This is a genomic window from Rhizobium sp. LjRoot258 (genome assembly GCF_964254185.1).
In the GTDB taxonomy this organism is placed as follows: Bacteria; Pseudomonadota; Alphaproteobacteria; order Rhizobiales; family Rhizobiaceae; genus Rhizobium.
The window spans coordinates 2,962,501-2,983,294 of the sequence record NZ_CAXUST020000001.1 but is presented as its reverse complement, the minus strand read 5'-3'; the positions used below and the strand labels follow the sequence as shown (position 1 = coordinate 2,983,294).

The window sequence follows — 20,794 nt, the reverse complement described above, 5'->3', positions numbered from 1 at the left end:
CACGCATCCAGCAGCTTCTGCGTGACAGTGTGAAATGAAGTGCCCGTGTTCATCAACCCATACGCGATATCTGGAATCGGCATACAACAACAACCCAAAATGGGTAGAGGTTCAATAGTCGATAGCGTTCAAATCGTCGTAAGGCATTAATTTGAAAAATATATTGCTTTCTGTATCTATTCTGAGGTGAATTTGCACCCATACGAATTACCCGTTAAACGGGTTTGTGGTCGCAGATATCGAGAGGCAGCGGCAGGGTATCTGCAAACTATAGCGCGCAGATTGCGGTACCGGCTCTGTCATCTGGCGCCGCCAGCAATCGCTACTGGTATCAATCCCCGGAGTAGCGCTGTTCACGCCAGGGATCGCCATACATGTGATAGCCGTTCTTTTCCCAGAAGCCGGCTGCGTCGGCCGGCAGCAGATCGATACGCCGCAGCCATTTCGCGCTTTTCCAGAAATAGAGATGCGGGACGACGAGCCGCATTGGGCCGCCGTGGTCGCGCGTCAGCGGCAGGCCTTCCCAGGAAGTTGCGAGGATCGCATCCTCGGCGGCGAAGTCGGAGAGCGGTAGATTCGTGGTGTAGCCGTCGTAGCTCGTCAGCATCACATACTGGGCCTCCGGCTTCGGCATCGCATGGTCGAGCAGGTCGCGGGTCGACACACCCTTCCATCTGTTGTCATAGCGCGACCAGGTGGTGACGCAATGAATGTCGGTGACCTTGGTGCTCTGCTCGAGCGCCTGGAAGGCGGCCCAAGTGAGATCAAGCGGAGTTTCGACAAGTCCGCGGACTTCCAGGCGCCAGGTCTCGGTCGAAATGAGCGGCTGCCGGCCGAGATCCAGGACCGGCCAATTCTTGACGAGGTGTTGTCCTGGCGGCAGGCGTTCGGTTTCCGGCCGACTGATGCGGCCGGTGAGAAATTTTCCCTCCGCCGCCCACCGGCGCTTCGATGTGGTGAGCTTGCTGTCGCTCGACGTTTGATCATCGCTCATCGGTGGCCCCTTTCGCGTTGCGGCGATTAGGCCATTCGGTCTTGGACAGTGTCAAGCGTGCGCCGATAGGATCGGGTGCGTGCGCTCAGCATCTGCGGGACGGGGATATTTCCCGCGCCGGCCAACCCTTGCAGCGATGCCGCGTCCGCTCGGGAGTTTTCCTGCCGACGCTGTGTCTTGAGCGCACACGCGTTGACATCAGACGTAGGCAACCCGCTCGCCGAATTCGCTATCGTCATCGAAATTCGTCGTTCCGATCCTGTCTCCTTCGCCCGAAAGTTTTGCCTGCTGGCCGCTGCCCTGCTGACCGGCCGCGGAATTCGAGGACTTTTCCAGCTTTGCCAGTTTTGCTTCAAGCGTTGAGATGTCGCTTTGCAACGATTGTGCTTCGTTGGGATCCTCTGTGGTGGCAAGCTCGGCCTTCTTGCTGGCGATCTCCTGCTTGATACTTGCTGCATCGTCCGATGACGACGAAGACGAGGTCGACGTCGAAATCGATGTTGCGGATGTCGATGAACTGGAAACTGCACTAACCATGCGGCCCTCCTTCTAGGCGATCCGCACGTGTGTACTTCTCTCCGCATTACCGTTCAGTAAATAATGTACTCGTGAGTACCATTTTGTTCGGCAGCACGTCGCGCTGACGGTCGATGGCGGGAGACCCTGGTATAAGCCGTTCGAAAAGGTTGAATTTTCGGACTGATTGCTAAATAAGGAAAGGATTGCGACGGGCGCCGTTCTGGCGCCCGCTTGCATTTACAGGACATCCAGGCCCATGCCCATTTCCGCCCGGATCGAGACCGATCTGCCCTTCCTCACCGAGTTGCGTCGCGATCTGCACGCACATCCCGAGCTCGGCTTCGAGGAGGAGCGCACGAGCGGCATCGTGGCGAAGCTTCTGGAAGAGGCCGGCATCAAGGTTCATCGGGGGCTTGGCGGCACGGGCGTGGTCGGCACGCTGCAGGTCGGCAACGGGACACGGACGATCGGATTGCGGGCTGATATGGACGCGCTTGCGATGCCGGAGGTGGCGGATCGTCCCTACAAATCCAAATTTGCCGGGAAAATGCACGCTTGCGGGCATGATGGGCATACGGCGATGCTGCTCGGCGCGGCACGACATCTGGCGGCAACACGCGACTTTTCAGGGACCGTGCATTTCATCTTCCAGCCGGCCGAGGAGGGCAGGGGTGGCGCACGCAAGATGGTCGAGGACGGCCTGTTCGAGCTGTTCCCGTGCGATGCCGTCTACGGCCTGCACAACATGCCGGGCCTTGCCGTCGACGAAATCGCCGTCGTCGAGGGGCCGCGACTGGCATCGTCCGACAGCTGGCGCGTCACGTTTCGCGGCATAGGTACGCACGGCGCCAAGCCACACCTCGGCAAGGATCCGATCACGGCGGCCGGGACGTTCCTTGCGTCTTTGCAGACGATCGTCGGGCGTGTCGTCGATCCGCTGCAGCCGGCCGTTGTCAGTGCATGTTCGTTGCAGGCCGGCGACCCGAAGGCGCTCAACGTGATACCCGATATTGTTGAAATCGGCGGTACGGCTCGGGCCTATTCGCCTGACGTTCGCGATCAGCTCGAGGAAGAAATCGGCCGGCTTGCGGCCGGTACTGCAGCGATGTTCGGCATTGCGCTCGACTATCAGTTCGAACGACGCATCCCGCCTGTCGTCAACGACGCGAACGCCACCGAGCGTGCGCTCGGCGCAGCCGTCGCGGTGTTCGGGGAAAACGTGCGCACGAATTTTCCGCCCTCGACCGCCGGCGACGATTTCGCTTTTTTCGGCCAGAATGCGCCCGGATGCTACGTCTGGCTCGGCAACGGGCCGGCTGTCGATGGCGCCCTGCATCACAACACGGCGTATGACTTCAATGACAGTGCAATCGGCTACGGCGTGGCCTTTTGGACGGCGCTTGTGGAGCGCGAGCTGAAGGCCGAGCCTTAGGTCGCTGGCCGATCAGCACTTCGCGCCATGGCCGAGCGCACCCGGGGCAAAAACGCCCGGATGCGGCTATTCCTTGCGCTAGAGAACCGCGATCACAGGGCTCTCGAGAAGCTTGCCGGTCAGGACGTCAGCGATCCCGCGATCCGTCTGATGCGGGCCAATGTTGCAGGCAAGCGTTGCGCCGAAGCAGGCCTTGAAAACGAGGTAAGGCGGTTTCCAGTCGACGATCTTTTCCATCGCCTTTCGGACCGCCCTGAAGGAGGCGGCCGTCTCTTCCAATGGCGCCTCGGTGACAAGGCCGGATACCGGCAGAGGCAGAAGGGTTTCAACCTGACCATCCCTGGCCACGGCCATCCCGCCGCCTGCGGCAATCACAGCGTTGGCAGCGACCGCCATGTCACGTGCATTGCCGCCGAAAACCGTGAGGTTGTGGCTGTCGTGGGAAACCGTTGTGCAGAAGGCCCCACGCCATGTTCCCCAACCCGTGAGGAAGCCGACGCGCGGTCGCCCATCGGCTTTTCCGTGCCGATGCGCGACCGCAATCATGGTGCTGCCGGCCGGAGGCACGACGAAACCGTCCTTGACGACGGTTTCGGCTTCGCCCCATTGCGTGAACCGCGGGCGATCGATCGTGGCGACGCGAACCCGCTTTCCTTCGGCTGGAACCCTGAAGTCGTTCTGCGTTAACGGCGACAGCTTGACCGAGTTTTGCAGGGCTTTCGTCTCGAAGGAGGGCATGCGGACATTCATCTTGCCGGCCGTCGATACGATCTCGCCATTGGCGATGACAATCTTCGTGGCGAAGTCAACCAGATCTTCGAAGAGGACGATGTCGGCCCGCCGGCCGGCAGCGATGAGGCCAAGATCCGAACGCTTCAATCGCTGCGCTGCGTTAAGGGTTGCTGCCCTCAGCGCCCATTCCGGCTTCATTCCATACCGGACGAGCCGGCGAATCACGTCATCGAGGCCGCCTCCGTCCTTCAGTTCGTCCGGGAAGACGTCGTCGGTGCACAGCGTGATCGTTGACGGCAGATGGCCGATGGCGTTGAGGGCACTCACGAATTCCTGCAGCAAGTGGTCGTGCGAACCGCGGAGCTCAATGGTCAGGCCGGCCGCCAGCTTCTGCAGCAGATCGGCGCTGGAGGTCAGCTCATGATCGGAGGTGACGCCAGCGGCCATGAAGGCGTTCAGATCGGCGCCATCGAGCCCACGCGCGTGTCCGCAGACCAGTTTTTTGGAGGCGAGACCGGCATTGACGATTGCGGTCATGCGGGTATCGCCGTCGATGACGCCGCGCATGTTCATAACCTCGGCAACGCCGCCGACGTCAGGCCAGCGGAGCATTTCGGCAATGACGGCGGCGTCGAAATCGGCGCCGGCGACTTCAAGCCCCGGTGCGGAGGGAACGCAGGAAGGAGCGAGCACGATCGTGCGGAGCGGCAGGCCGCGGGAGGCTTCGATCGCCCAGCGCACGCCGTCCAGGCCATGCACATTGCCAAACTCGTGCGGATCCCAGACGATCGTTGTGACACCACGCGGAACGACGGCTGCAGCATACTCGGCCGGTGTCACCATCGAGCTTTCGATGTGCATGTGCGTATCGATCAGGCCGGGGGAAACGATGCTGTCTGTGGCGTCGATCGTTTCTGTTGCGTCTGTGCGGCTGGCAGGCGCATGGACGCTTGAAATCAGCGGCCCGACGATTCCGATGTCGGCTTTACGGGTAAGGCCGGTGACGGCATCCAGCAGGCGTCCGCCTGATATCAGGATGTCGAAGGCTGCGTCGCCGCGTGCGGCGGCAACGGCGCGCGCGCGAAGCGTGGGATCGTTGAGGTCCCTCGGTTCCGCGGCGCTCATCGGCTGGCCTCATCGATCAATGCGCCGAAGATAAGGGCGCGCGCCTTCTCGACATCGATGTCAATTGCGTATTCCGCATTGAACGTGGCGTGCGTCGCCCGCGTCTCGACAACGGTGCGGCCGCGGGTATGCTGGCCCTGCAGTTCAACGTCGATCCGGGCAGGACGGAAGCTGGCGATCTCGGGCGCGGCAAAGGCGACAGAGGCGCAGGGGTCATAGATCGCCATTCCATGTCTGCCACGGCTCGTGCCGATGTCGATGTAACCGTCGAGCATGTCGGCGAGCAGCGTCGCATTGCTGCCGCCTGCAGCTCGCACCGGCGCGACGTCGTCGGGTGTTGCGACGACGTTGCGGCAGAGATCCAGATCGACCATGCGCAGCGGCAGGCCGTGGGCGAGAACGATGGCGAGCGCTTCAGGGTCGGCCAGCGCGTTGAACTCGGCCGATGCGGTGTGATTGCCCGACGTGACGCCACCGCCCATCCAGATGAGTTCCGTGATCCGGGCGGCCAGAGCGGGGCGTGCCAAGGCCACGGCGGCGATATTGGTCAGCGGTCCGAGCGCAAGGATGCGGTGCGGGCCGTCCGCCTCCAGCCAGCGGCAAAGCGCGGTAAACGCATCGCTCTCGTCCAAGGGCGGGGCGGCAGGCAGGCCTTTGCCCTTGGTCGGGATGCCGGTCTTGCCGAGGATGGCCTGTGCCGTCTCGAGGGCACCGAGGACGGGCATGGCGCAGCCGGTGTGAACAGGGAAGGTCCAGCCGAAGGCCTTGGCAGCGCCGGCGGCGTTGATGCGCACCTGGGGCAGCGGCGTGTTGCCGAAGACGAGCGAGATGCCTGATATGTCGAGCTTCACGTGGGTCACCACGAGAATTGCGGCGATATCGTCGAAGCCCATGTCGGTGTCGATCCAGACGCCCATGATCTTACCTTAGTGTGAGAGGGGAACAGCTGCGGCAAGCGGCAGGTCGAATGCGAGCGTGGCGCCGATCGCATGCGTCGGCAACTCGGCGTCGACCTCGGCCTTGATGGGGCCGAGCGGCGTTTCGAGCAGATACTCGCGGGTATTTCCGGCAAACGAGGTGCCGCGCACGGTGCCTTGGAAAGGACCTGAACCAAGGATCACCATGCGCGGACGCCAGGCCAGGCCCTTTGCGGCCTGCGGTGCTGGACCTGAAAGCTCGACGAGGCTGTTGGATGTCGCGAGCTTCCCGTTCTCCAGCGCAAAGACGTTTTCGAAGCCGACGAAATCGGCGACGAAGGCCGAGACGGGCTTGTTGTAGATTTCCTCAGGCGTGCCGATCTGCTCGATGCCGCCGTTCAGCATCACGACGATCCGGTCGGCAAGCGCCAGCGCCTCGATCTGGTCGTGGGTAACGAAGATCATGGTGATGCCTGTTTCCTTCTGGACGCGCTGCAGTTCGGCGCGCATTTCCAGGCGCAGGCGCGCATCGAGGTTGGAAAGCGGCTCGTCGAGCAGCAGCACCTTCGGCTCCATCACCATGGAGCGGGCGAGCGCCACGCGCTGCTGTTGGCCGCCCGACAGCTCCGCGGGCTTGCGGTCGACGAACTTGGCAAGGTCGACGGACCTGATTCCGGCGCTGACCTTGGCGTCGAGGTCCTTGCCTCCGATGCCTTTCAGGCGCAGGCCGAAGGCGACGTTCTCGTAGACCGTCAGATGCGGAAAGAGGGCGTAGGACTGGAAAACGAGGCCGACGTTGCGCTTGTTGGCCGAAACGCGCGTGATGTCGTCGCCGTCGAGTGTGATGCGGCCGGAGGTCGGTCCGAGCAGACCGGCGATCGATCGCATCGTGGTCGTCTTGCCGCAGCCCGACGGGCCGAGGAGGGCGACGAGTTCGCCCTTGGCGATCGCGAGATCGAGATCCTTCACCGCGACCGTATCGCCGTAGGCAAGTGTCAGCTTGTCGAGTTGAAGATAACGGTCAGACATAGCGAGACAATCCCAGGAAGCGTTCGGCAAGGAAGACGATGCCGATCGAGAGGAAGGCGAGCAGCGAGGAGAGGGCTGCGATCGACGGATCGTAGGTGGTTTCCATGTAGCCCAGCATGTCGATTGGCAAGGTGCGCACACCTGGGCCGGACAGGAAGAGCGAAACGGGAACCTGGTTGAAGCTCGTCACGAAGCCGAGAATGAAGGCCGCCAGGATGCCGCCGCGGATATTGGGCATGACGACGCGGACGAAGGCGCCGACGCGCGAGGAGCCAAGCAGGACGGCGGCCTCTTCCATATCCGAGCGCAAGTTGTTGAGGCTGGCGGAGACAACACGCACGGCATAGGGCAGAACAAGGGCTGTATGCGCCATGAACAATGCGAGCGTGATGTTGAAGCCGAAGGGCACGACGAGATAGCGCAGCAGCGCCAGGCCGACGATGATGCCGGGCACGATGATTGGCAGCGAGACGACGGTGCGCACCGTCTCGCCGAAGGGCAGCTTGTAGCGCGAAAGCGCATAGGCGGCCGGGATGCCGAGGATCAGCGCCGACAGCGTGCCGAAGACGGCAAGGAACATCGACATGGCGAAGCTGTCGCGGAAGCTGTCGATGGTGAAGACCTTGGTGACCCATTTCAGGGAGAGGCCCTGTGGCGGGAAGGCAAGCGTGTCGCCGGCCGAGAGCGATGCTGCGATGATGATCAGGAACGGGCCGATCAGGAAGATCAGCAGCAGGCCGAGAACGAGCGGCGAGAGAATACGAGCGGTCATCGCTTGTTCCTCGCCGTGGCAAGGCGCTTGAGCAGGATGTTGGCGGCAAAGCTCATGACGATCAGCATGAAGGCGATGACGCTGGCTGCGACGAAATTGTTGGCAACGGACACCTGCTGATAAAGCAGCGTTTCCAGCATGAGCACCTTCGAGCCGCCGAGGACGGCGGGGGTGATGTAGGCTGTCAGCGACCCGGTGAAGACGAGCGTACCGCCGACGACGAGGCCCTCCCGGGTAAGCGGCAGGATCACCTTCCAGAACACCTGAAACCAGTTGGCGCCGAGCACGCGGGCGGCGGGGATGGCATCCTTCGGCATGTTTTCAAGCGCGCTGATCAGCGACAGGATCATCAGTGGCAGGAAGAGCTGCAGCAGGCCGATGAAAACGGCCGTTTCAGTGAACAGCAGGCGCAGAGGCGTGCCGCTCAGACCCAGGCCGGTGATGGTCTCGTTGACGATACCGGTGCGGCCGAGAATGACGATCCAGGCATAGGTACGGGCGACCGGCGAGATCATCAGCGGCAAGGTGACGAGGCCGATCATCCTGCCCTTGCCCTTGGGCGGCAGGTTGACGATGGCAAAGGCCGCCGCATAGCCGATCACGGCTGAGACCGCGGTCACCTCAAGCCCGAGCCGAAACGTGCGCAGGAAGACGGTGCGGTTCAGGGACTCCGAAAAGAAGCCGGTATAGGCGCCGAGCGTCCAGCTGCCGTCGATGCGGAAGCCCTCGGAGAGAAGCGCGACGACGGGCAGCAGGAAGACCAGCGCGGCAAAAACTGCTGCGGGCAGGGCAAGCGCCAGGGCTTCTGCGCGGTTCTGAAACATGACGTGACTTTCGAGGGATGAGGAGCCGGCTCGGGCAAAGGCCAGAGCCGGCCTGGAGAGTTACTGACCGACCTTCTCGTTCCATTCCTTCAACCAGGCCGCACGGTTATCGAGTGCGGCTGCAGAGGGGATGAGCTTCAGGCTCTTGGCGGTCTCTTCGCCATAGGTCAGGTTGTTGGCGGCTTCCTCGGAGAGCTTCACTTCCTTGTTCGCCGGGCTGTCGACCAGCTTTTCGGCGAGCTTCGTCTGGATCTCAGTGGAGAGCCAGAAATCCATGAACTGGAGCGCCAGATCGCGGTTCTTGGAACCCTTGGTAACGACCATGACGTTCATGCCGCCAGTCTGGCCTTCTTTGGGGGTTGCCCATGCCACGGGAACATCGAGCTTGGTAAAGCCTGCCCAGGAGAAGCGGCCGATCGGGGCTGCCCAGATCTCTTCCTGCTGCATCAACTGCACCAGCTGCGAGGACTTCTCATAGAAAGTGACGATCTCGTCCTTCTTCTCGCCAAGCGCCTCGATCGGCGCCTTCAGGTCCGGGCTGTCGTTGCCGAGCGCTTGACCGAGCATGTAGAGCGCCGGTGGCCCCTGGTTGGTGGTGACGTTCGGGAAGGCGACGTGGCCGACATATTCCGGCTTCAGCAAGTCTGCCCAGGACTCGACCTTCATCTTGTCGGCGCGGTAGGCGATCGAAGTGGCGTAGAAGGTGTAGCCGACGCTCATGCCGTCACCGTTTGGATCCTTGGCGAGGTCATAGAGCTTGCCGAAATTGGAGAGCTTCGAGGTATCGACCTTGTCGATCAGATCCTTGCGTGTGGCCGACAGGGCATCGGCCATGGAGACGACTGCCATGTCGATAGCCGGGTTCGCCTTATTGGCTTCCATCTTGGCGAGACGCTCGACGCTGTTGCCGGTCTCGACCACGATCTTGCAGCTGCACTTCTGCTCGAAGGGATCGTAGACGATCGTCTTGAAATCGTCCTGCGCAAAGGCATAGACGGAAATCGTCAGCGTCTTTTCCTGCGCTTTCGCGGCGAGGGGCGACAGCGCCAGTAGCGCGGCGGAAGCGATGAGGGCATTCTTCATGTCAGCTGTTCTCCGTCTGTCAGGACATTCTTGTCGGGTCCGCCGGCCCGGAGGATTGGCGAACAATCAGTTGCATCGGAACGCGGTCGGTTTCGGACGTGACAAGCACGCCTTCGCGGCTGCCGCGCGTCTGTATGGTTTGCAGCAAGGACGAGATGGCGATTTCCGCAATGGTGTGCATGTCCATCGCCACCGTCGTCAGGGATGGGGTGATGACCGACGACCAGATGAGGTCGTCGAAACCGGTAACACTTGCCATGCTGGGCACATCGATGCCGTCGCGCTGCAATTCGGTGAGAGCTCGCAGCGCCTGCAAGTCGGAGAGCGCAGCGAACGCCGTATAGCCCTCACGCACCTTTTCAGCGAGGCCGAGGCTGCATCCGCTGCCGCGTTGCCGTTCCAGCGTCTCGATCCAGAGAGTTGCCGAACGCATCCCGGGACGCAGACCGGAACGGACTCCGCCCGCACGGTCGTTCTGGACGTTCGAACCGGGATTGTTGCCGATGATGAGGACACGCCGGTGTCCGAGCTCGGCCAAATGGTCGGCGATCGCCCAGCCGCCTTGCATGTGATCGGCGGCGACGGTGTTGCCAGGCGTGGAGGCCGTATCGATGACGGCGACCGGACAGGCGGCAGCAGAAATTCGGGTCGCCCGGCGGGGCACGATCACCATGCCCTCGACGCCGCGCTCAATGAGCCGGTTGATCGCCTCGGTCTGGGTAGCGACGTCTCCCCGGGAGTCGGCAATAAGCACGCCGTAGCCGGCGGCGCTGGCGGCGAATTCGATGGCCTGCGCAAGCTTGGGGAAAAGAGGGTTGGCGATGTCAGGCAAAACAAGGCCGAGGACGCCGCTGCGGCCGGTGCGAAGCGCCCGTCCAGCCTGGCTCGGAACATAGCCGAGCTCGGCGGCATGTTCCTTGATCCTCTCCGCCAGTTGTTCGGAAACACGGCCCTTGCCGGAGAGCGCATTGGAAACCGTCGCGACGGAGACGCCAAGCGACGTTGCAATCCTGCTCAGGTTCGGTCCGGGTCGCGTTGGAGGCATGGTTTCCGACATGCGTAGATTAATCGTTTAATCATTGCGTATATCAGGCCATGGTCCTTGTCGAATCCAAAATTGCCGCCGCCCTCCTTTATCCTGCATTGGGATGCGCATGGCGGCAATAAAAAGCCCCGCCGAAGCGGGGCTTATTGTCTGCTGTTGCTCAGCTCGCCTTTGGCGGCTGGGTGGTTCTGGGTGCGCCCGGATTGTAGCCGCCGCCGATGGCGACGTTGAGGGAGACATAATCCTTGGCCATCTGCTGGATGGCGGCGGCCAGGCTCGCCTGGGCCAGCGATACCTGGCGCTGCGCATCGAGCACGTCGAGCAGCGAGGAGGCGCCGTCCTTGTAGCTGGCGGTCGACAGTTCCAGGGTTTCCTGGGTCGTCTTCACCTGGGCGCGCAGCGCTTCCACCGTCTGGGCGTCGCGGCGCACCGCCGACAGGGCGTTCTCGACCTCTTCGACAGCACTCAGCACCGTCTGCTTCCAGGCCAGATACTGCGTCTTGGCATCGGACTTGGCGATGTCGACATTGGCGCGCAGGCGACCGCCGTCGAAGATCGGCAGCGTCAGGGTCGGGCCGAACGACCAGGTGGTCAGGCTGCCGCCGGAGAAGCCGGCCGGCTTGACATAGGTCGGCGAGATCGAGCCCGACAGGGTGATCGTCGGGTAGAGCTGCGAGATGGCGACGCCGATATTGGCGGTGGCCGCCGCCAGATTGCGCTCGGCAACGCGAATGTCGGGTCGGTTGCGGATCAGGTCGGCCGGGATGCCGGAGGCGATGCCGCCGCGGAAGATCGGCTGCGGCGCGCCCTTCAACAGCTCGCCGAGCAGCGAGCCGGCCGGCTGGCCGAGCAGCGTGGCGATGTGGTGGGCGGCGACGCGGATATTGGTCTCCAGGCCGGGGATTTCGGCCTGCGTCGACTGCACCAGACCTTCGGCCTGGACGACGTCGAGGCGCGAGGCCGCACCGGCTTCGAGCTGGAACTGGGTCAGCTGGTAGGTTTCCTGGCGCGACTTCAGGTTGGCGCGCGACAGCGCCAGGCGCTCCTGGAAGAAGCGCAGGTCGATGTAGGAGTTCACCAGATCCTGCAGATAGGTGAGCTTGGCGACGTCGGCGCTGGAATAGGCGGCATCGAGGCTCGCCTGGGCGCTTTCCTTCGAGCGACGGTACTGGCCGAACAGGTCGAGCAGCCAGGAGACGTTGGCCTCGCCGCCGCTGATGTTGGTGGCGCCGCTCGCCGTGCGGCGCTCGCCCATGCTGCCGCTGGTGGTCTGGCTGGCGCCGACCACCAGGCTCGGCAGCGAGCCGGCCCCGGCCACGGTGACGCCGCCGGCAGCCGCATTGATGCGCTCCAGCGCCTGCTGAACCGAGAGGTTCTCGTTTAAGCCCTCAACCACCAGACCGTTCAGCCGGGTGTCGCGATAGGCCGTCCACCAGGCCGCCGTCGACACGTCGCCGATGTTCTTGGCCCCGCCCTCGCTGAACTTCGCCGGAAGCGGCATCTCCGGGGGAACATGGTCCGGGCCACTCACACAGCCCGCGAGCAAAAGCAGAAGTGCCGGAGAGGCAAAGCGAAAAGATGCCATTAAAAATCTTCCTGTAACTCGACCAAATCTATTCTTGTCAGAAGCGTTCATGCTTCGCTATCGGCCGCGCTTCGCTCGTACGAGAAACACCATCCCGAAGCAGTTGGCGGCAATGTATCAACGAGTCTCATCTTCTCACAGTGCATTTATATCACACTCGCGCTTCATTTTTTTGCGTCCGCGAGAAGATCCGGCGGATGACAACGAAGAATGAGGGGACGAAGAAGATGCCGAGAGCGGTTGCTGCCAGCATGCCGCCGAGCACACCGATACCGATTGCGTTCTGCGCCGCGGAGCCCGCCCCGGTTGCAATCGCCAGCGGCACGACACCCAGAATGAAGGCAAGCGAGGTCATGATAATCGGGCGCAGGCGCAAGCGCGCCGCCTCGAGAGTCGCCTCGAGCAGTCCCATTCCTGTTTCCATTCGGTCCTTCGCAAACTCCACGATCAGGATCGCGTTCTTCGCCGCTAGGCCTATGGTCGTCAGCAAGCCGACCTTGAAGTAGACGTCGTTTGCCTGACCGAAGAGCGTTGCCGCGACGAGGGCGCCAAGTACGCCGACCGGCACGGCCATGATGACCGAGAACGGGATCGACCAGCTTTCGTAAAGCGCCGCCAGGCAGAGGAAGACGACAAGCACGGAGATCGCATAGAGCATCGGTGCCTGCGAACCGGACAAGCGCTCCTGATAAGAGATACCCTGCCAGGCCACGGTGTAGCCGCCACCCAGCTGTGCCGTCAAAGCTTCCATTTCGTTCATGGCGTCGCCGGAGCTCACGCCCGGCGCCGATGCACCGTCGAGCGGGATGGCGCTCACCGCGTTGAAGCGCGCCAGCGTCGGGGCGCCCTTGACCCATTCAGTGCGGGTGAAGGCCGAGAACGGAACCATCTCGCCGCTCGAGTTGCGCGCGTACCAATGGTCCAGATCGTTCGGCTGCATGCGGAAGGGGGCATCGCCCTGCACATAGACCGGCTTGATCTCGCCGTTCAGCGTGAAGTCGTTGACGTCGCGACCCGTAAAGATCACCGAGAGCATCGAGTTGACCGCGGCGATATCGACGCCCATCGCGCCAATCTTCTCCTGGTCGATGACAATCTTCATCTGCGGCTCGACTTCCTTGTTGTTGCTGCGCAGCGCCACGACTTTGCCGCTGGAGTTTGCAGCCTGGATCAAGCGCTTCGAGGCAGCGTCGAGAGCGTCGGTGCCATGACCGCCAGTATCGACGAGATACATGGAGAAGCCGCTCGAGACGCCGAGACCCTGGATGGCCGGTGGCAGCAGCGCGAAAACCTGCGCTTCACGGAAGGTGAAGAAGGTCTTGAGGGCGCGCGTCACGACGGCTTGCGCATGCAGGTTGGGGTCCGTGCGGAGCGAGAAGTCCTTGAGTTTCGTGAAGACGATCGCGCTGTTCTGACCGGAGCCGTTGAAGCCGAAGCCGAGGGCGCCAAAGACGGAATCGACGGCATCCTTCTCGTTCTCGCGGTAGTAATTCTCAACTTTCTCGACGACGGCCTGGGTCTGCTGTGTGGTCGACCCGGGAGGCGTGGTGACGATGGTCAGCAGAACCCCCTGGTCTTCCTGCGGCAGGAAGGAGCTCGGCAGGCGGTTGAACAGATAAGCGCAACCGACGCCGATGAGAAGAAAGACGAGCATGACGCGGATCGGCCGTTTGAGCAGGTAGCCGATGGTCCTGACATAGCCGTTGGTGGAACGCGTGAAGTTGCGGTTGAACCAATCGCCGATCCGGTGCTTGCGGTGTTCGGCAACGGGCTTCAGCATGGTCGCGCAGAGCGCGGGGGTCAAAACGATCGCAACCACGGCCGAGAGCAGCATCGCAGACACGATCGTCACGGAGAACTGGCGGTAGATGATGCCGGTCGAGCCGCCGAAGAACGCCATCGGGATGAAGACGGCGGTCAGCACGAGCGCAATGCCGACGATGGCGCCGGTGATTTCGCCCATCGACTTCTCGGTCGCTTCGAGCGGTGAGAGCTTCTCTTCCGTCATGATGCGCTCGACGTTTTCGACGACGACGATCGCGTCGTCGACGAGAAGACCGATTGCGAGCACCATGGCAAACATCGTCAGTGTGTTGATCGAATATCCGGCTAACGCCAGGATGCCGAAAGTGCCAAGCAGAACCACCGGCACGGCAATCGTCGGAATGAGCGTTGCCCGGAGGTTCTGCAGGAAGACCAGCAGAACAATGAAGACGAGGACAATGGCTTCGATCAGCGTGTGAACGACCTTTTCGATCGACAGCTCGACGAACGGCGTCGTGTCGTAGGGATAGGTGATCTCCACGCCCTCAGGCAGGCCGCCACTAATGGTGTCGAGGGCGGAGCGGACGCGGGCGGCGGTATCGATGGCGTTGGCGCCGATGGCGAGGTTGACGGCAAAGCCGCTCGACGGCTGGCCGTTGTAGCGGGACGAGCCGCCGTAGCTTTCCTGGCCGATCTCGATGCGTGCTACGTCGCTGAGGCGGACGGTTGAGCCGTCCTTCTCGACCTTCAGGATGATGTGCTCGAAGTCTGAAACGGTGGTGAGCTGGCTCTGCGCGGTGATGGTGACGTTGAGCTGCTGGCCTTCGACGGCCGGCTGTGCGCCGAGCGAGCCGACCGAAACCTGGGTGTTCTGCGCTTCGATTGCCGAGGTAACGTCGCCGGTCGTCAGCTGGTATTTCAACAGCTTGTACGGATCGAGCCAGACGCGCATGGCGTAGCCGGAGCCGAAGATATTGATGCTGCCGACGCCTTCCAGGCGCTGGATCTGATCTTCGATGGACGTCGACATGATGTTGCCGAGGTCAACCGAGTTGCGCTTGCCGTCGGTCGAAACCAGCGAACCGACGAGCAGAATGCTCGAGGTCGAGCGGGTGACGCTGATGCCGGCATCGATGACGTCGCCGGGCAGCTTGGATTGCACCAGCTGGAGCTTGTTCTGGACCTGCACCTGCGCGATGTCGGGGTCGGCACTGGTGCCGAACGTCAGCGAGATGCTAGCAGACCCGGTCGACGAGGTCGACGTCATATAGGTCAGGTCGTCGAGGCCGGTCATGCCATCTTCGATGATGGTCGTCACCGATTTTTCGACGGTTTCGGCGCTCGCGCCGCGATAGGTCGCATTGATGCGCACCGTGGTCGGCGCGATGTCAGGATATTGCGAAATCGACAGCGTGAAGATTGCGAGCAAGCCCGCGAGCATGATCGTGATCGCGATGACCCAAGCAAAGATCGGGCGTCGGATGAAAAACTTGGCCATTGGCTTACTGTTCCTGTGCGGCTCTGATCACGGTTCGTCGCGATTACTTCGCGGCGGGCTTTTGCGCTGCACCGGATGCGGCCTGATCAGCGGGCACAACGATGCCCTTTTCATTGATTTTCATCGGCATTGGCTTGACGGGCATGCCTGCCGCAATCGACTGCAGGCCGCTGACGATCAACTGGTCGCCGTCCTTGATACCCTCGGTAACGAGCCAGGCATTGTTGGAGGGCGACGCATTTTCGAAGATGCGGGTTTCGACCTTGCCGTCGGCCGAGACGAACTGCGCGGTCAACTCACCATTCGCATTTCGGCTGGTGGCAAGCTGCGGCAGCGCATAGCCGACCTCTGCACCGAGTTCTAGCGTGGCGCGCACATACATGCCTGGCAGAATGATGTGGTCGGGATTTGGGAAACGCACGCGGATGATGAAGGTGCCGGTCGTCTCGCTGACGACGGACTTCGACATGTCGAGCGTGCCCTTCTGGTCATATTCCTTGCCGTTTTCCAGGATGAGGCGGAAGGCGGCGTTGCCGGCATTGCCCTTGACTTCGCCGCTGCGGATCGCGTCACGAAGCCGCAGCAGGTTGGTGCTCGATTCCGTCAGGAGAATATAGACGGGATCCAGCTGGCGCACGGTGGTGAGCGCCGTCGTCTGGTTGGCCGCGACGACGTTGCCGACATTGTATGCCGTCTGGTCGATCACGCCGTCGAAGGGCGCAGTGATCTTCGTGTGGTCGACATCGATTTCGGCGGCGGTCAGGGCCGCCTTTGCGGATTCGACCTCGGCCTGCGCCTGCAGAAGATTGGTGCGCGCCGTCTCAAGCTCGATCTGCGTTGCGCCGGAACCGACAAGGCGCTGATAACGATCGAAATTGCTTTGCGCGCTTGGAACGCTTGCTTCTGCCTTGGCAATGGCGGCGCGCGCCTGCGCAGCAGTTGCCAGGTAAGGCGCGTCTTCGATCTGATAGAGAACGTCGCCCTTCTTGACTTCGCCACCTTCCTTGAAGGGGATCTCGCGAATGATGCCGCTAACCTGTGGGCGAATGTCGGCGATCTGCGAAGCTTCGGCGCGGCCGGGCAGGATCGTGGTGACGGGGAAGGTGCCCTTCGTCAGGGATATGACGCCAACCGGGGCGGCCTGTTGAGCGGCTGCGCCAGCGATGCCGGCTGCGCCCTGCTTGTTGCCGCTATCGCTGCATGCGACGAGCACGCCGCCGACAGCAAGGGCGGACGAAACGAGGAAAATGCGCCGTATCATAATGAATTCCTTGTGCGGTGGCGTCCAGACCAATGACCTTCATCAACAATGAAGGCCGATCATCGATCCAGAATCGAATGCCACTGATCCGAATTTAAGAAAGACTTTGCGAAGTGACGTAAGTTATGAATCGTCACTTAGCAAGCGCTATTTTGCAGTGCGGCATCGACGAAAATGACGATCTGCCTTGCGCGGTGGACAAGTGTGTCCTTATCATCACGGGCGATCAGAACAGGGTGCAGGACGCTCGCCAGGACATCGGCGACGGTGTTGGCGGCATCTTCCGGGCTGCTGCAATGATAGCGTCCCTTGGCGATACCTTCCCGTATGATATCGTCGAGCTTCTGAACGATGCGCTCTCTATATCGATTGCCGGCCTCGAGCTTGGCTTGCACCGTCATCAGGACCATTTCGAAGATATAAGGGTTCTGCTGAATGTCCTGCAGATGGCTGTCGAGCAGGCGCAACACAAAGCGCAGCAGCTGCTCGTTTGGCGGCAGTTCGTCGTCAAAGGTGGCAAAGCGATCTGCGACGTCGCCGAGGTGGCGTTCCGCAATGGCGTCGACAAGCGCGGTTTTCGAACGGAAATGCTTGAAGACGTTGGCCGGCGACATACCGAGCGAGGCGGCAATGTCGGCGATGGAAACGGCGACGAAACCGCGCTGGCGGAACAACAATTCTGCCATAGACAGAATGTCTTCACGGGTCTCTTCGGCCTTGCGTCTTGGCCTGCGTGCCATCCATTCCCCCGCCGGCTCGAGGTCGGCACCCAGTTTTGCAGATGCTAGCGCCAACGACTGAAAGCCTGCAAGCCAATGTTGCAGGCTTCCTGCCCGGCGACATTAAGAGAAGTAGGCTGACAGATTTTTACGGATGCGCTCGACCGGGGTTGCGCCGCTGTTGTCGGGAACAAAGCGTTGCGCCGTGATGCTTTCGTAGGCCTTGATGTAGACTTCGGAGGTCTGCTGGATCAGCTCGACGGGGATCTCCGGGATCTCGTCCTTGTAAGGGTCGCAGCGCTCCGCGACCCAGGCACGAACAAAGTCCTTGTCGAAGCTTGTCGGGCGCGTTCCTGCCTCGAAGCTTGCCTGATAGCTGTCGGCGTGCCAGTAGCGGCTGCTGTCCGGTGTATGCATTTCATCTGCGAGAATGATGTTGCCACTCTCGTCCGTGCCGAACTCGTATTTGGTGTCGACGAGGATCAGTCCCCGCTTGGCCGCAAGTTCCTGGCCGCGCTCGAAGAGAGCCAGCGCGTAACGCGACAGCGTATCCCACTGCTCCTGGGTCAACAGTCTTCGCTCGACGATCTCTGCCGGCGTCAGCGGCTCGTCGTGGCCACCATCGAATTCCTTGCTGGTCGGCGTGATAACCGGCGTCGGAAGCTTCTGATTGTCGCGCATGCCGTCCGGCAGTCGCATGCCGTACATCTCGCGCTCGCCCTTCTTATAAAGGGTGAGGATCGATGTCCCCGTCGTGCCGGCGAGATAGCTGCGGACGACGATTTCGACCGGCAGGATATCGAGACGCTTGCCGATGACAACGTTCGGATCGGGATAGTCGAGAATATGATTGGGGCAGATATCCTTCGTCGCCTCGAACCAGTAGCGAGCCGTCTGCGTCAGCACCTGACCCTTGTAGGGAATGCAGGTAAGAATGCGGTCGAAGGCGCTCAGTCTGTCGGTGCTGATGATGATGCGCCGCCCGTCCGGCAGGTCGTAATTCTCGCGAACCTTACCGCGATAGTAATTGGGGAGCTCTGGGAAATGGGCTTCGGAGAGGATTCGCACGGGCTCGACCATCCTTCTGCATTGATCGTGAACTTTCCCCTGCTCTAGTTCCATCGCCGGGGATGTCAAGCAAACCCGCACCTAAAGCCAGAAGAGATCGATGAGAAGTAGCGTAAGACCATAGCTCACCACCGTCAGCGGTGCGCCGGCCTTCAGGAAGTCGCTGAAGCGGTAGTTCCCGATGCCCATGGCCAGCGTATTGTTATGGTGGCCGAACGGCGTCAGAAAATCCAGCGAGGCGCCTGCGGCGACGGCAATCAGATAGGCGGATGGAGACTGATGCCCGGTTGCTGCGAAGGCGACGGCGATGGGGCTCATGACGATCGCGACGGTCGCGTTGTTGACAAAGGGCGTCAGGAGCATTGACAGAAAGAGAACGAGCGCCACTCCCGTGCTCGGTTCGCCCAGCGACACCATGGAACCGAGCGCCGCCGCGATGACTTGGGCGGTGCCCGTTGTAGCGACGGCGGACCCTATCGGGATCATCGCGCCAAGCATGATGATAATTGGCCAGTTGAGGTCGGCCATCGCCTGGCGAATGTTCAGGTAATTAAGGAGTGCCAGGGCAAGCACGACGCCGGCAAACGCAATATCAGGTGTGACGAGTTCGAAGGCCGTCGCCACGACGCCTGTCGCGAAAATGGCAAAGGGCTGCCAGGACGATGCCGACATTCGGGACGGCGGCTGCGACGCCAGCGGGAGACACTCGCACTCCTCGAGCGCTTCGGCGATCGCCCTTTGCTCGCCCTCCAACACCAGAATGTCGCCGATCGACAGCTGCAGATCGGCAAAGCGCCCCTCGATCCGCGGTGAGCGCATCGAGAGGGCGGAAATCGTGACGTCGCGGCTGCTGAATACCTCCAGAGAATGCAGTCGCGAGCCGACCAGCGTGCTCTCCGGCATCACGACCGCCTCGACGGAGTCGAGATCGGCAATGGCTGCCCTCGGACGTCGCTGCGGAAGCAGCGTTCCTGAGGTTTGAAGCCCATCAAACACCGTATCGTCCGCTTCGGCCAACAGCAGGTCGCCCGCCTCGACGACCAATTTCTCGGGCGTACCGAACACGAACGTGTCATTGCGAACGAGCGTATGCGGCTGCAGCGAGAACCGATCAGGCAGATCCGAGAGGCGCGCACCGATCAGCGAGGAGCCCGCAGGGATACGTCGTTCCGTGATCCTGCGTCTCGGTGGCGAGGCAAGTTCTGCCGAAAGCGTCTCGTCGATTTCGTTCGGAAACAGGCGCGGTGCGAGCCATGCAGTCAGCACGATGCCGACGGTAGCGACCGGAAGGCCGACATAGGCAAAATCGAAAAGTCGAAAGCCGGTGCCGCTTGCCGCGGTCCAGGCATTGCTGACAAGCATGTTCGCGGGCGTGCCGATCAGCGATACGATCCCACCCAAGAGGGCTGCAAAGGAGATGGGCATGATCAATTGCCGTTTTGGTATCGCGAGCGCGGCACTCACGCGCAGCGTTGCCGGTAGGGCGATCGAAAAGGCGCCGATGTCATTCATGAAGATGGAGATGAAGCCGGCCGCTCCCGACAAGGTGGCGATGACCGCAGTCTTTGAAAATCTGGCCCGTATAAAAAAATCTGCGAGCTGAGCGAAAAGTTGCGCCCGCGCAAGGACCTGCACGATGAGCAGGATCTCTACGACGGTGACGACCACTGGACTGGCAAAGCCGGAGAAAACCTGCTCGGCGGAATAAAGATGGAGAGCATAACCGGCGAGCAGACCGGCAATCGCGACCACCTCGATGCGGAAGCGCTCCAACGAAAACAGAACGAGCATCGCGAGCAGGAGGATCAGCAAGGATGCTTGCTCGAACGTCATGGTTTGCCCCGAACCTCAATCCACGGCGAGAATGTAGCGGTTCGGCCTGCGCTGTACAGAGCGAAATATAGCATTGCGCGCTCCACGCTGATGATGCGCTCAGACAGCAGGCCTGCGCCAGGTGCCGGTCTCGGTGATCTCCAGCATCGGGGTGGAAAGCACGCCAACTGTTCTTTCCCGCCATTGCGAACCGGCAGCATCGAGGGTCTCGCACCAGCGGCGTGACTGTAGCATCGCCGCACCGATCGCAACAGGCTCGAGCCCGCACCCGGCAAGAAGCCGCAGGCCCGAAACGATCGAGGTTCCGCTGGAGATGACGTCATCGACCAGCGCCACACGTCGCCCCTTAAGCAGCGGCAGCATACGCGGGTCTATATAAAGACGCTTCTGTTGGGTGGGGGTGGTAATCGACGAGAGCGCCACCGACAGGTCATCAAGGTACCAGAACTTCCGAGAGGTCCCGAGCGGCGCATATCGCGAATGCCCCAACTTCTGCGCTACGGCGGCTGCGAGCGTCAGGCCAAGTGTCGGTAGGCCGACAACAACGTCGACCTCAAAAGACTTCAGCTTCTCGGCAAGCGATTGAGCCAGTAC

Annotated in this window: 17 protein-coding genes (1 of these 17 cut by a window edge); 1 reads left to right on the top strand and 16 read right to left on the bottom strand. The window is 61.7% G+C overall.

All coding sequences use genetic code 11. The annotated features are described in order from the left end of the window. Positions 1 to 331: 331 nt before the first annotated feature. A complete protein-coding gene (locus tag ACSQ9D_RS14675; protein WP_436282829.1) occupies positions 332 to 994 on the bottom strand; it encodes a sulfite oxidase-like oxidoreductase in 663 nt (220 codons plus the stop codon). A gap of 198 nt (positions 995 to 1,192) precedes the next feature. Then, the gene (locus tag ACSQ9D_RS14670; RefSeq protein ID WP_436282828.1) at positions 1,193 to 1,531 is read right to left on the bottom strand and encodes a hypothetical protein; all 339 of its coding nucleotides are present in this window, start codon (positions 1,529 to 1,531) and stop codon (positions 1,193 to 1,195) included. A gap of 238 nt (positions 1,532 to 1,769) precedes the next feature. On the opposite strand from ACSQ9D_RS14670, the gene ACSQ9D_RS14665 reads away from it, so the two are divergent. Continuing rightward, positions 1,770 to 2,945, top strand: a complete 1,176-nt coding sequence (locus tag ACSQ9D_RS14665) for a M20 aminoacylase family protein (protein WP_436282827.1) — start codon at positions 1,770 to 1,772, stop codon at positions 2,943 to 2,945. A 78-nt stretch (positions 2,946 to 3,023) separates the two neighbouring features. Here ACSQ9D_RS14665 and ACSQ9D_RS14660 read toward each other — a convergent pair whose 3' ends face one another. The 14 genes from ACSQ9D_RS14660 to ACSQ9D_RS14595 all read right to left on the bottom strand — a co-directional run. Further along, entirely contained in the window at positions 3,024 to 4,802 is a 1,779-nt protein-coding gene (locus tag ACSQ9D_RS14660) for an adenine deaminase (protein WP_436282826.1), read from the bottom strand. Beyond that, positions 4,799 to 5,719 carry a nucleoside hydrolase gene (locus ACSQ9D_RS14655; RefSeq protein WP_436282825.1) on the bottom strand — a complete coding sequence of 307 codons (921 nt, stop codon included), beginning with the start codon at positions 5,717 to 5,719 and terminating at the stop codon, positions 4,799 to 4,801. Before ACSQ9D_RS14655 ends, ACSQ9D_RS14660 begins: the two co-directional genes overlap by 4 nt. Before the next feature lie 9 nt (positions 5,720 to 5,728). Then, positions 5,729 to 6,748, bottom strand: a complete 1,020-nt coding sequence (locus ACSQ9D_RS14650; RefSeq protein WP_436282824.1) for an ABC transporter ATP-binding protein — start codon at positions 6,746 to 6,748, stop codon at positions 5,729 to 5,731. Beyond that, positions 6,741 to 7,520, bottom strand: a complete 780-nt coding sequence (locus tag ACSQ9D_RS14645) for an ABC transporter permease (protein WP_436282823.1) — start codon at positions 7,518 to 7,520, stop codon at positions 6,741 to 6,743. The genes ACSQ9D_RS14650 and ACSQ9D_RS14645 overlap by 8 nt, the downstream gene beginning before the upstream one ends. Further along, positions 7,517 to 8,344, bottom strand: coding sequence for an ABC transporter permease (locus ACSQ9D_RS14640; protein WP_436282822.1), 828 nt, complete (start codon positions 8,342 to 8,344; stop codon positions 7,517 to 7,519). Before ACSQ9D_RS14640 ends, ACSQ9D_RS14645 begins: the two co-directional genes overlap by 4 nt. A 60-nt stretch (positions 8,345 to 8,404) precedes the next feature. Next, the gene (locus ACSQ9D_RS14635) at positions 8,405 to 9,427 is read right to left on the bottom strand and encodes an ABC transporter substrate-binding protein (protein WP_436282821.1); all 1,023 of its coding nucleotides are present in this window, start codon (positions 9,425 to 9,427) and stop codon (positions 8,405 to 8,407) included. A 19-nt stretch (positions 9,428 to 9,446) separates the two neighbouring features. Further along, on the bottom strand, positions 9,447 to 10,472 hold the full coding sequence (locus ACSQ9D_RS14630) for a LacI family DNA-binding transcriptional regulator (protein WP_436282820.1): 1,026 nt from the start codon (positions 10,470 to 10,472) through the stop codon (positions 9,447 to 9,449). Between the two features lie 160 nt (positions 10,473 to 10,632). After that, the gene (locus tag ACSQ9D_RS14625; RefSeq protein ID WP_436282819.1) at positions 10,633 to 12,057 is read right to left on the bottom strand and encodes an efflux transporter outer membrane subunit; all 1,425 of its coding nucleotides are present in this window, start codon (positions 12,055 to 12,057) and stop codon (positions 10,633 to 10,635) included. Positions 12,058 to 12,208: 151 nt separating this feature from the next. After that, the gene (locus ACSQ9D_RS14620) at positions 12,209 to 15,319 is read right to left on the bottom strand and encodes an efflux RND transporter permease subunit (RefSeq protein ID WP_436282818.1); all 3,111 of its coding nucleotides are present in this window, start codon (positions 15,317 to 15,319) and stop codon (positions 12,209 to 12,211) included. Between the two features lie 43 nt (positions 15,320 to 15,362). Further along, positions 15,363 to 16,580, bottom strand: coding sequence for an efflux RND transporter periplasmic adaptor subunit (locus ACSQ9D_RS14615; protein WP_436282817.1), 1,218 nt, complete (start codon positions 16,578 to 16,580; stop codon positions 15,363 to 15,365). A 137-nt stretch (positions 16,581 to 16,717) separates the two neighbouring features. Continuing rightward, positions 16,718 to 17,320 (bottom strand): TetR family transcriptional regulator, encoded by a 603-nt coding sequence (locus ACSQ9D_RS14610; protein ID WP_436282816.1) that lies wholly within the window; start codon positions 17,318 to 17,320, stop codon positions 16,718 to 16,720. A gap of 102 nt (positions 17,321 to 17,422) precedes the next feature. Beyond that, positions 17,423 to 18,367: a phosphoribosylaminoimidazolesuccinocarboxamide synthase gene (locus ACSQ9D_RS14605; RefSeq protein ID WP_436282815.1), complete on the bottom strand. Its 945-nt coding sequence runs from the start codon at positions 18,365 to 18,367 to the stop codon at positions 17,423 to 17,425. 81 nt (positions 18,368 to 18,448) lie between these two features. Next, entirely contained in the window at positions 18,449 to 20,200 is a 1,752-nt protein-coding gene (locus ACSQ9D_RS14600) for an SLC13 family permease (RefSeq protein ID WP_436282814.1), read from the bottom strand. A gap of 99 nt (positions 20,201 to 20,299) precedes the next feature. Next, on the bottom strand, positions 20,300 to 20,794 hold the 3' portion of the coding sequence (locus ACSQ9D_RS14595; protein WP_436282813.1) for a phosphoribosyltransferase. 201 nt of this gene lie beyond the right edge of the window; 495 of the gene's 696 nt are visible here — the last part of the coding sequence; its start codon lies off the right edge, out of view; it ends in the stop codon at positions 20,300 to 20,302.

What these genes read in the sequence shown, in the direction of transcription:
- ACSQ9D_RS14650 (WP_436282824.1), bottom strand. Translation starts at nt 6,748, where the DNA reads ATGTCTGACCGTTATCTTCAACTCGACAAGCTGACACTTGCCTACGGC.
- ACSQ9D_RS14660 (WP_436282826.1), bottom strand. Translation starts at nt 4,802, where the DNA reads ATGAGCGCCGCGGAACCGAGGGACCTCAACGATCCCACGCTTCGCGCG.
- ACSQ9D_RS14620 (WP_436282818.1), bottom strand. Translation starts at nt 15,319, where the DNA reads ATGGCCAAGTTTTTCATCCGACGCCCGATCTTTGCTTGGGTCATCGCG.
- ACSQ9D_RS14670 (WP_436282828.1), bottom strand. Translation starts at nt 1,531, where the DNA reads ATGGTTAGTGCAGTTTCCAGTTCATCGACATCCGCAACATCGATTTCG.
- ACSQ9D_RS14610 (WP_436282816.1), bottom strand. Translation starts at nt 17,320, where the DNA reads ATGGCACGCAGGCCAAGACGCAAGGCCGAAGAGACCCGTGAAGACATT.
- ACSQ9D_RS14640 (WP_436282822.1), bottom strand. Translation starts at nt 8,344, where the DNA reads ATGTTTCAGAACCGCGCAGAAGCCCTGGCGCTTGCCCTGCCCGCAGCA.
- ACSQ9D_RS14635 (WP_436282821.1), bottom strand. Translation starts at nt 9,427, where the DNA reads ATGAAGAATGCCCTCATCGCTTCCGCCGCGCTACTGGCGCTGTCGCCC.
- ACSQ9D_RS14655 (WP_436282825.1), bottom strand. Translation starts at nt 5,719, where the DNA reads ATGGGCGTCTGGATCGACACCGACATGGGCTTCGACGATATCGCCGCA.
- ACSQ9D_RS14630 (WP_436282820.1), bottom strand. Translation starts at nt 10,472, where the DNA reads ATGCCTCCAACGCGACCCGGACCGAACCTGAGCAGGATTGCAACGTCG.
- ACSQ9D_RS14675 (WP_436282829.1), bottom strand. Translation starts at nt 994, where the DNA reads ATGAGCGATGATCAAACGTCGAGCGACAGCAAGCTCACCACATCGAAG.
- ACSQ9D_RS14625 (WP_436282819.1), bottom strand. Translation starts at nt 12,057, where the DNA reads ATGGCATCTTTTCGCTTTGCCTCTCCGGCACTTCTGCTTTTGCTCGCG.
- ACSQ9D_RS14665 (WP_436282827.1), top strand. Translation starts at nt 1,770, where the DNA reads ATGCCCATTTCCGCCCGGATCGAGACCGATCTGCCCTTCCTCACCGAG.
- ACSQ9D_RS14600 (WP_436282814.1), bottom strand. Translation starts at nt 20,200, where the DNA reads ATGACGTTCGAGCAAGCATCCTTGCTGATCCTCCTGCTCGCGATGCTC.
- ACSQ9D_RS14645 (WP_436282823.1), bottom strand. Translation starts at nt 7,520, where the DNA reads ATGACCGCTCGTATTCTCTCGCCGCTCGTTCTCGGCCTGCTGCTGATC.
- ACSQ9D_RS14615 (WP_436282817.1), bottom strand. Translation starts at nt 16,580, where the DNA reads ATGATACGGCGCATTTTCCTCGTTTCGTCCGCCCTTGCTGTCGGCGGC.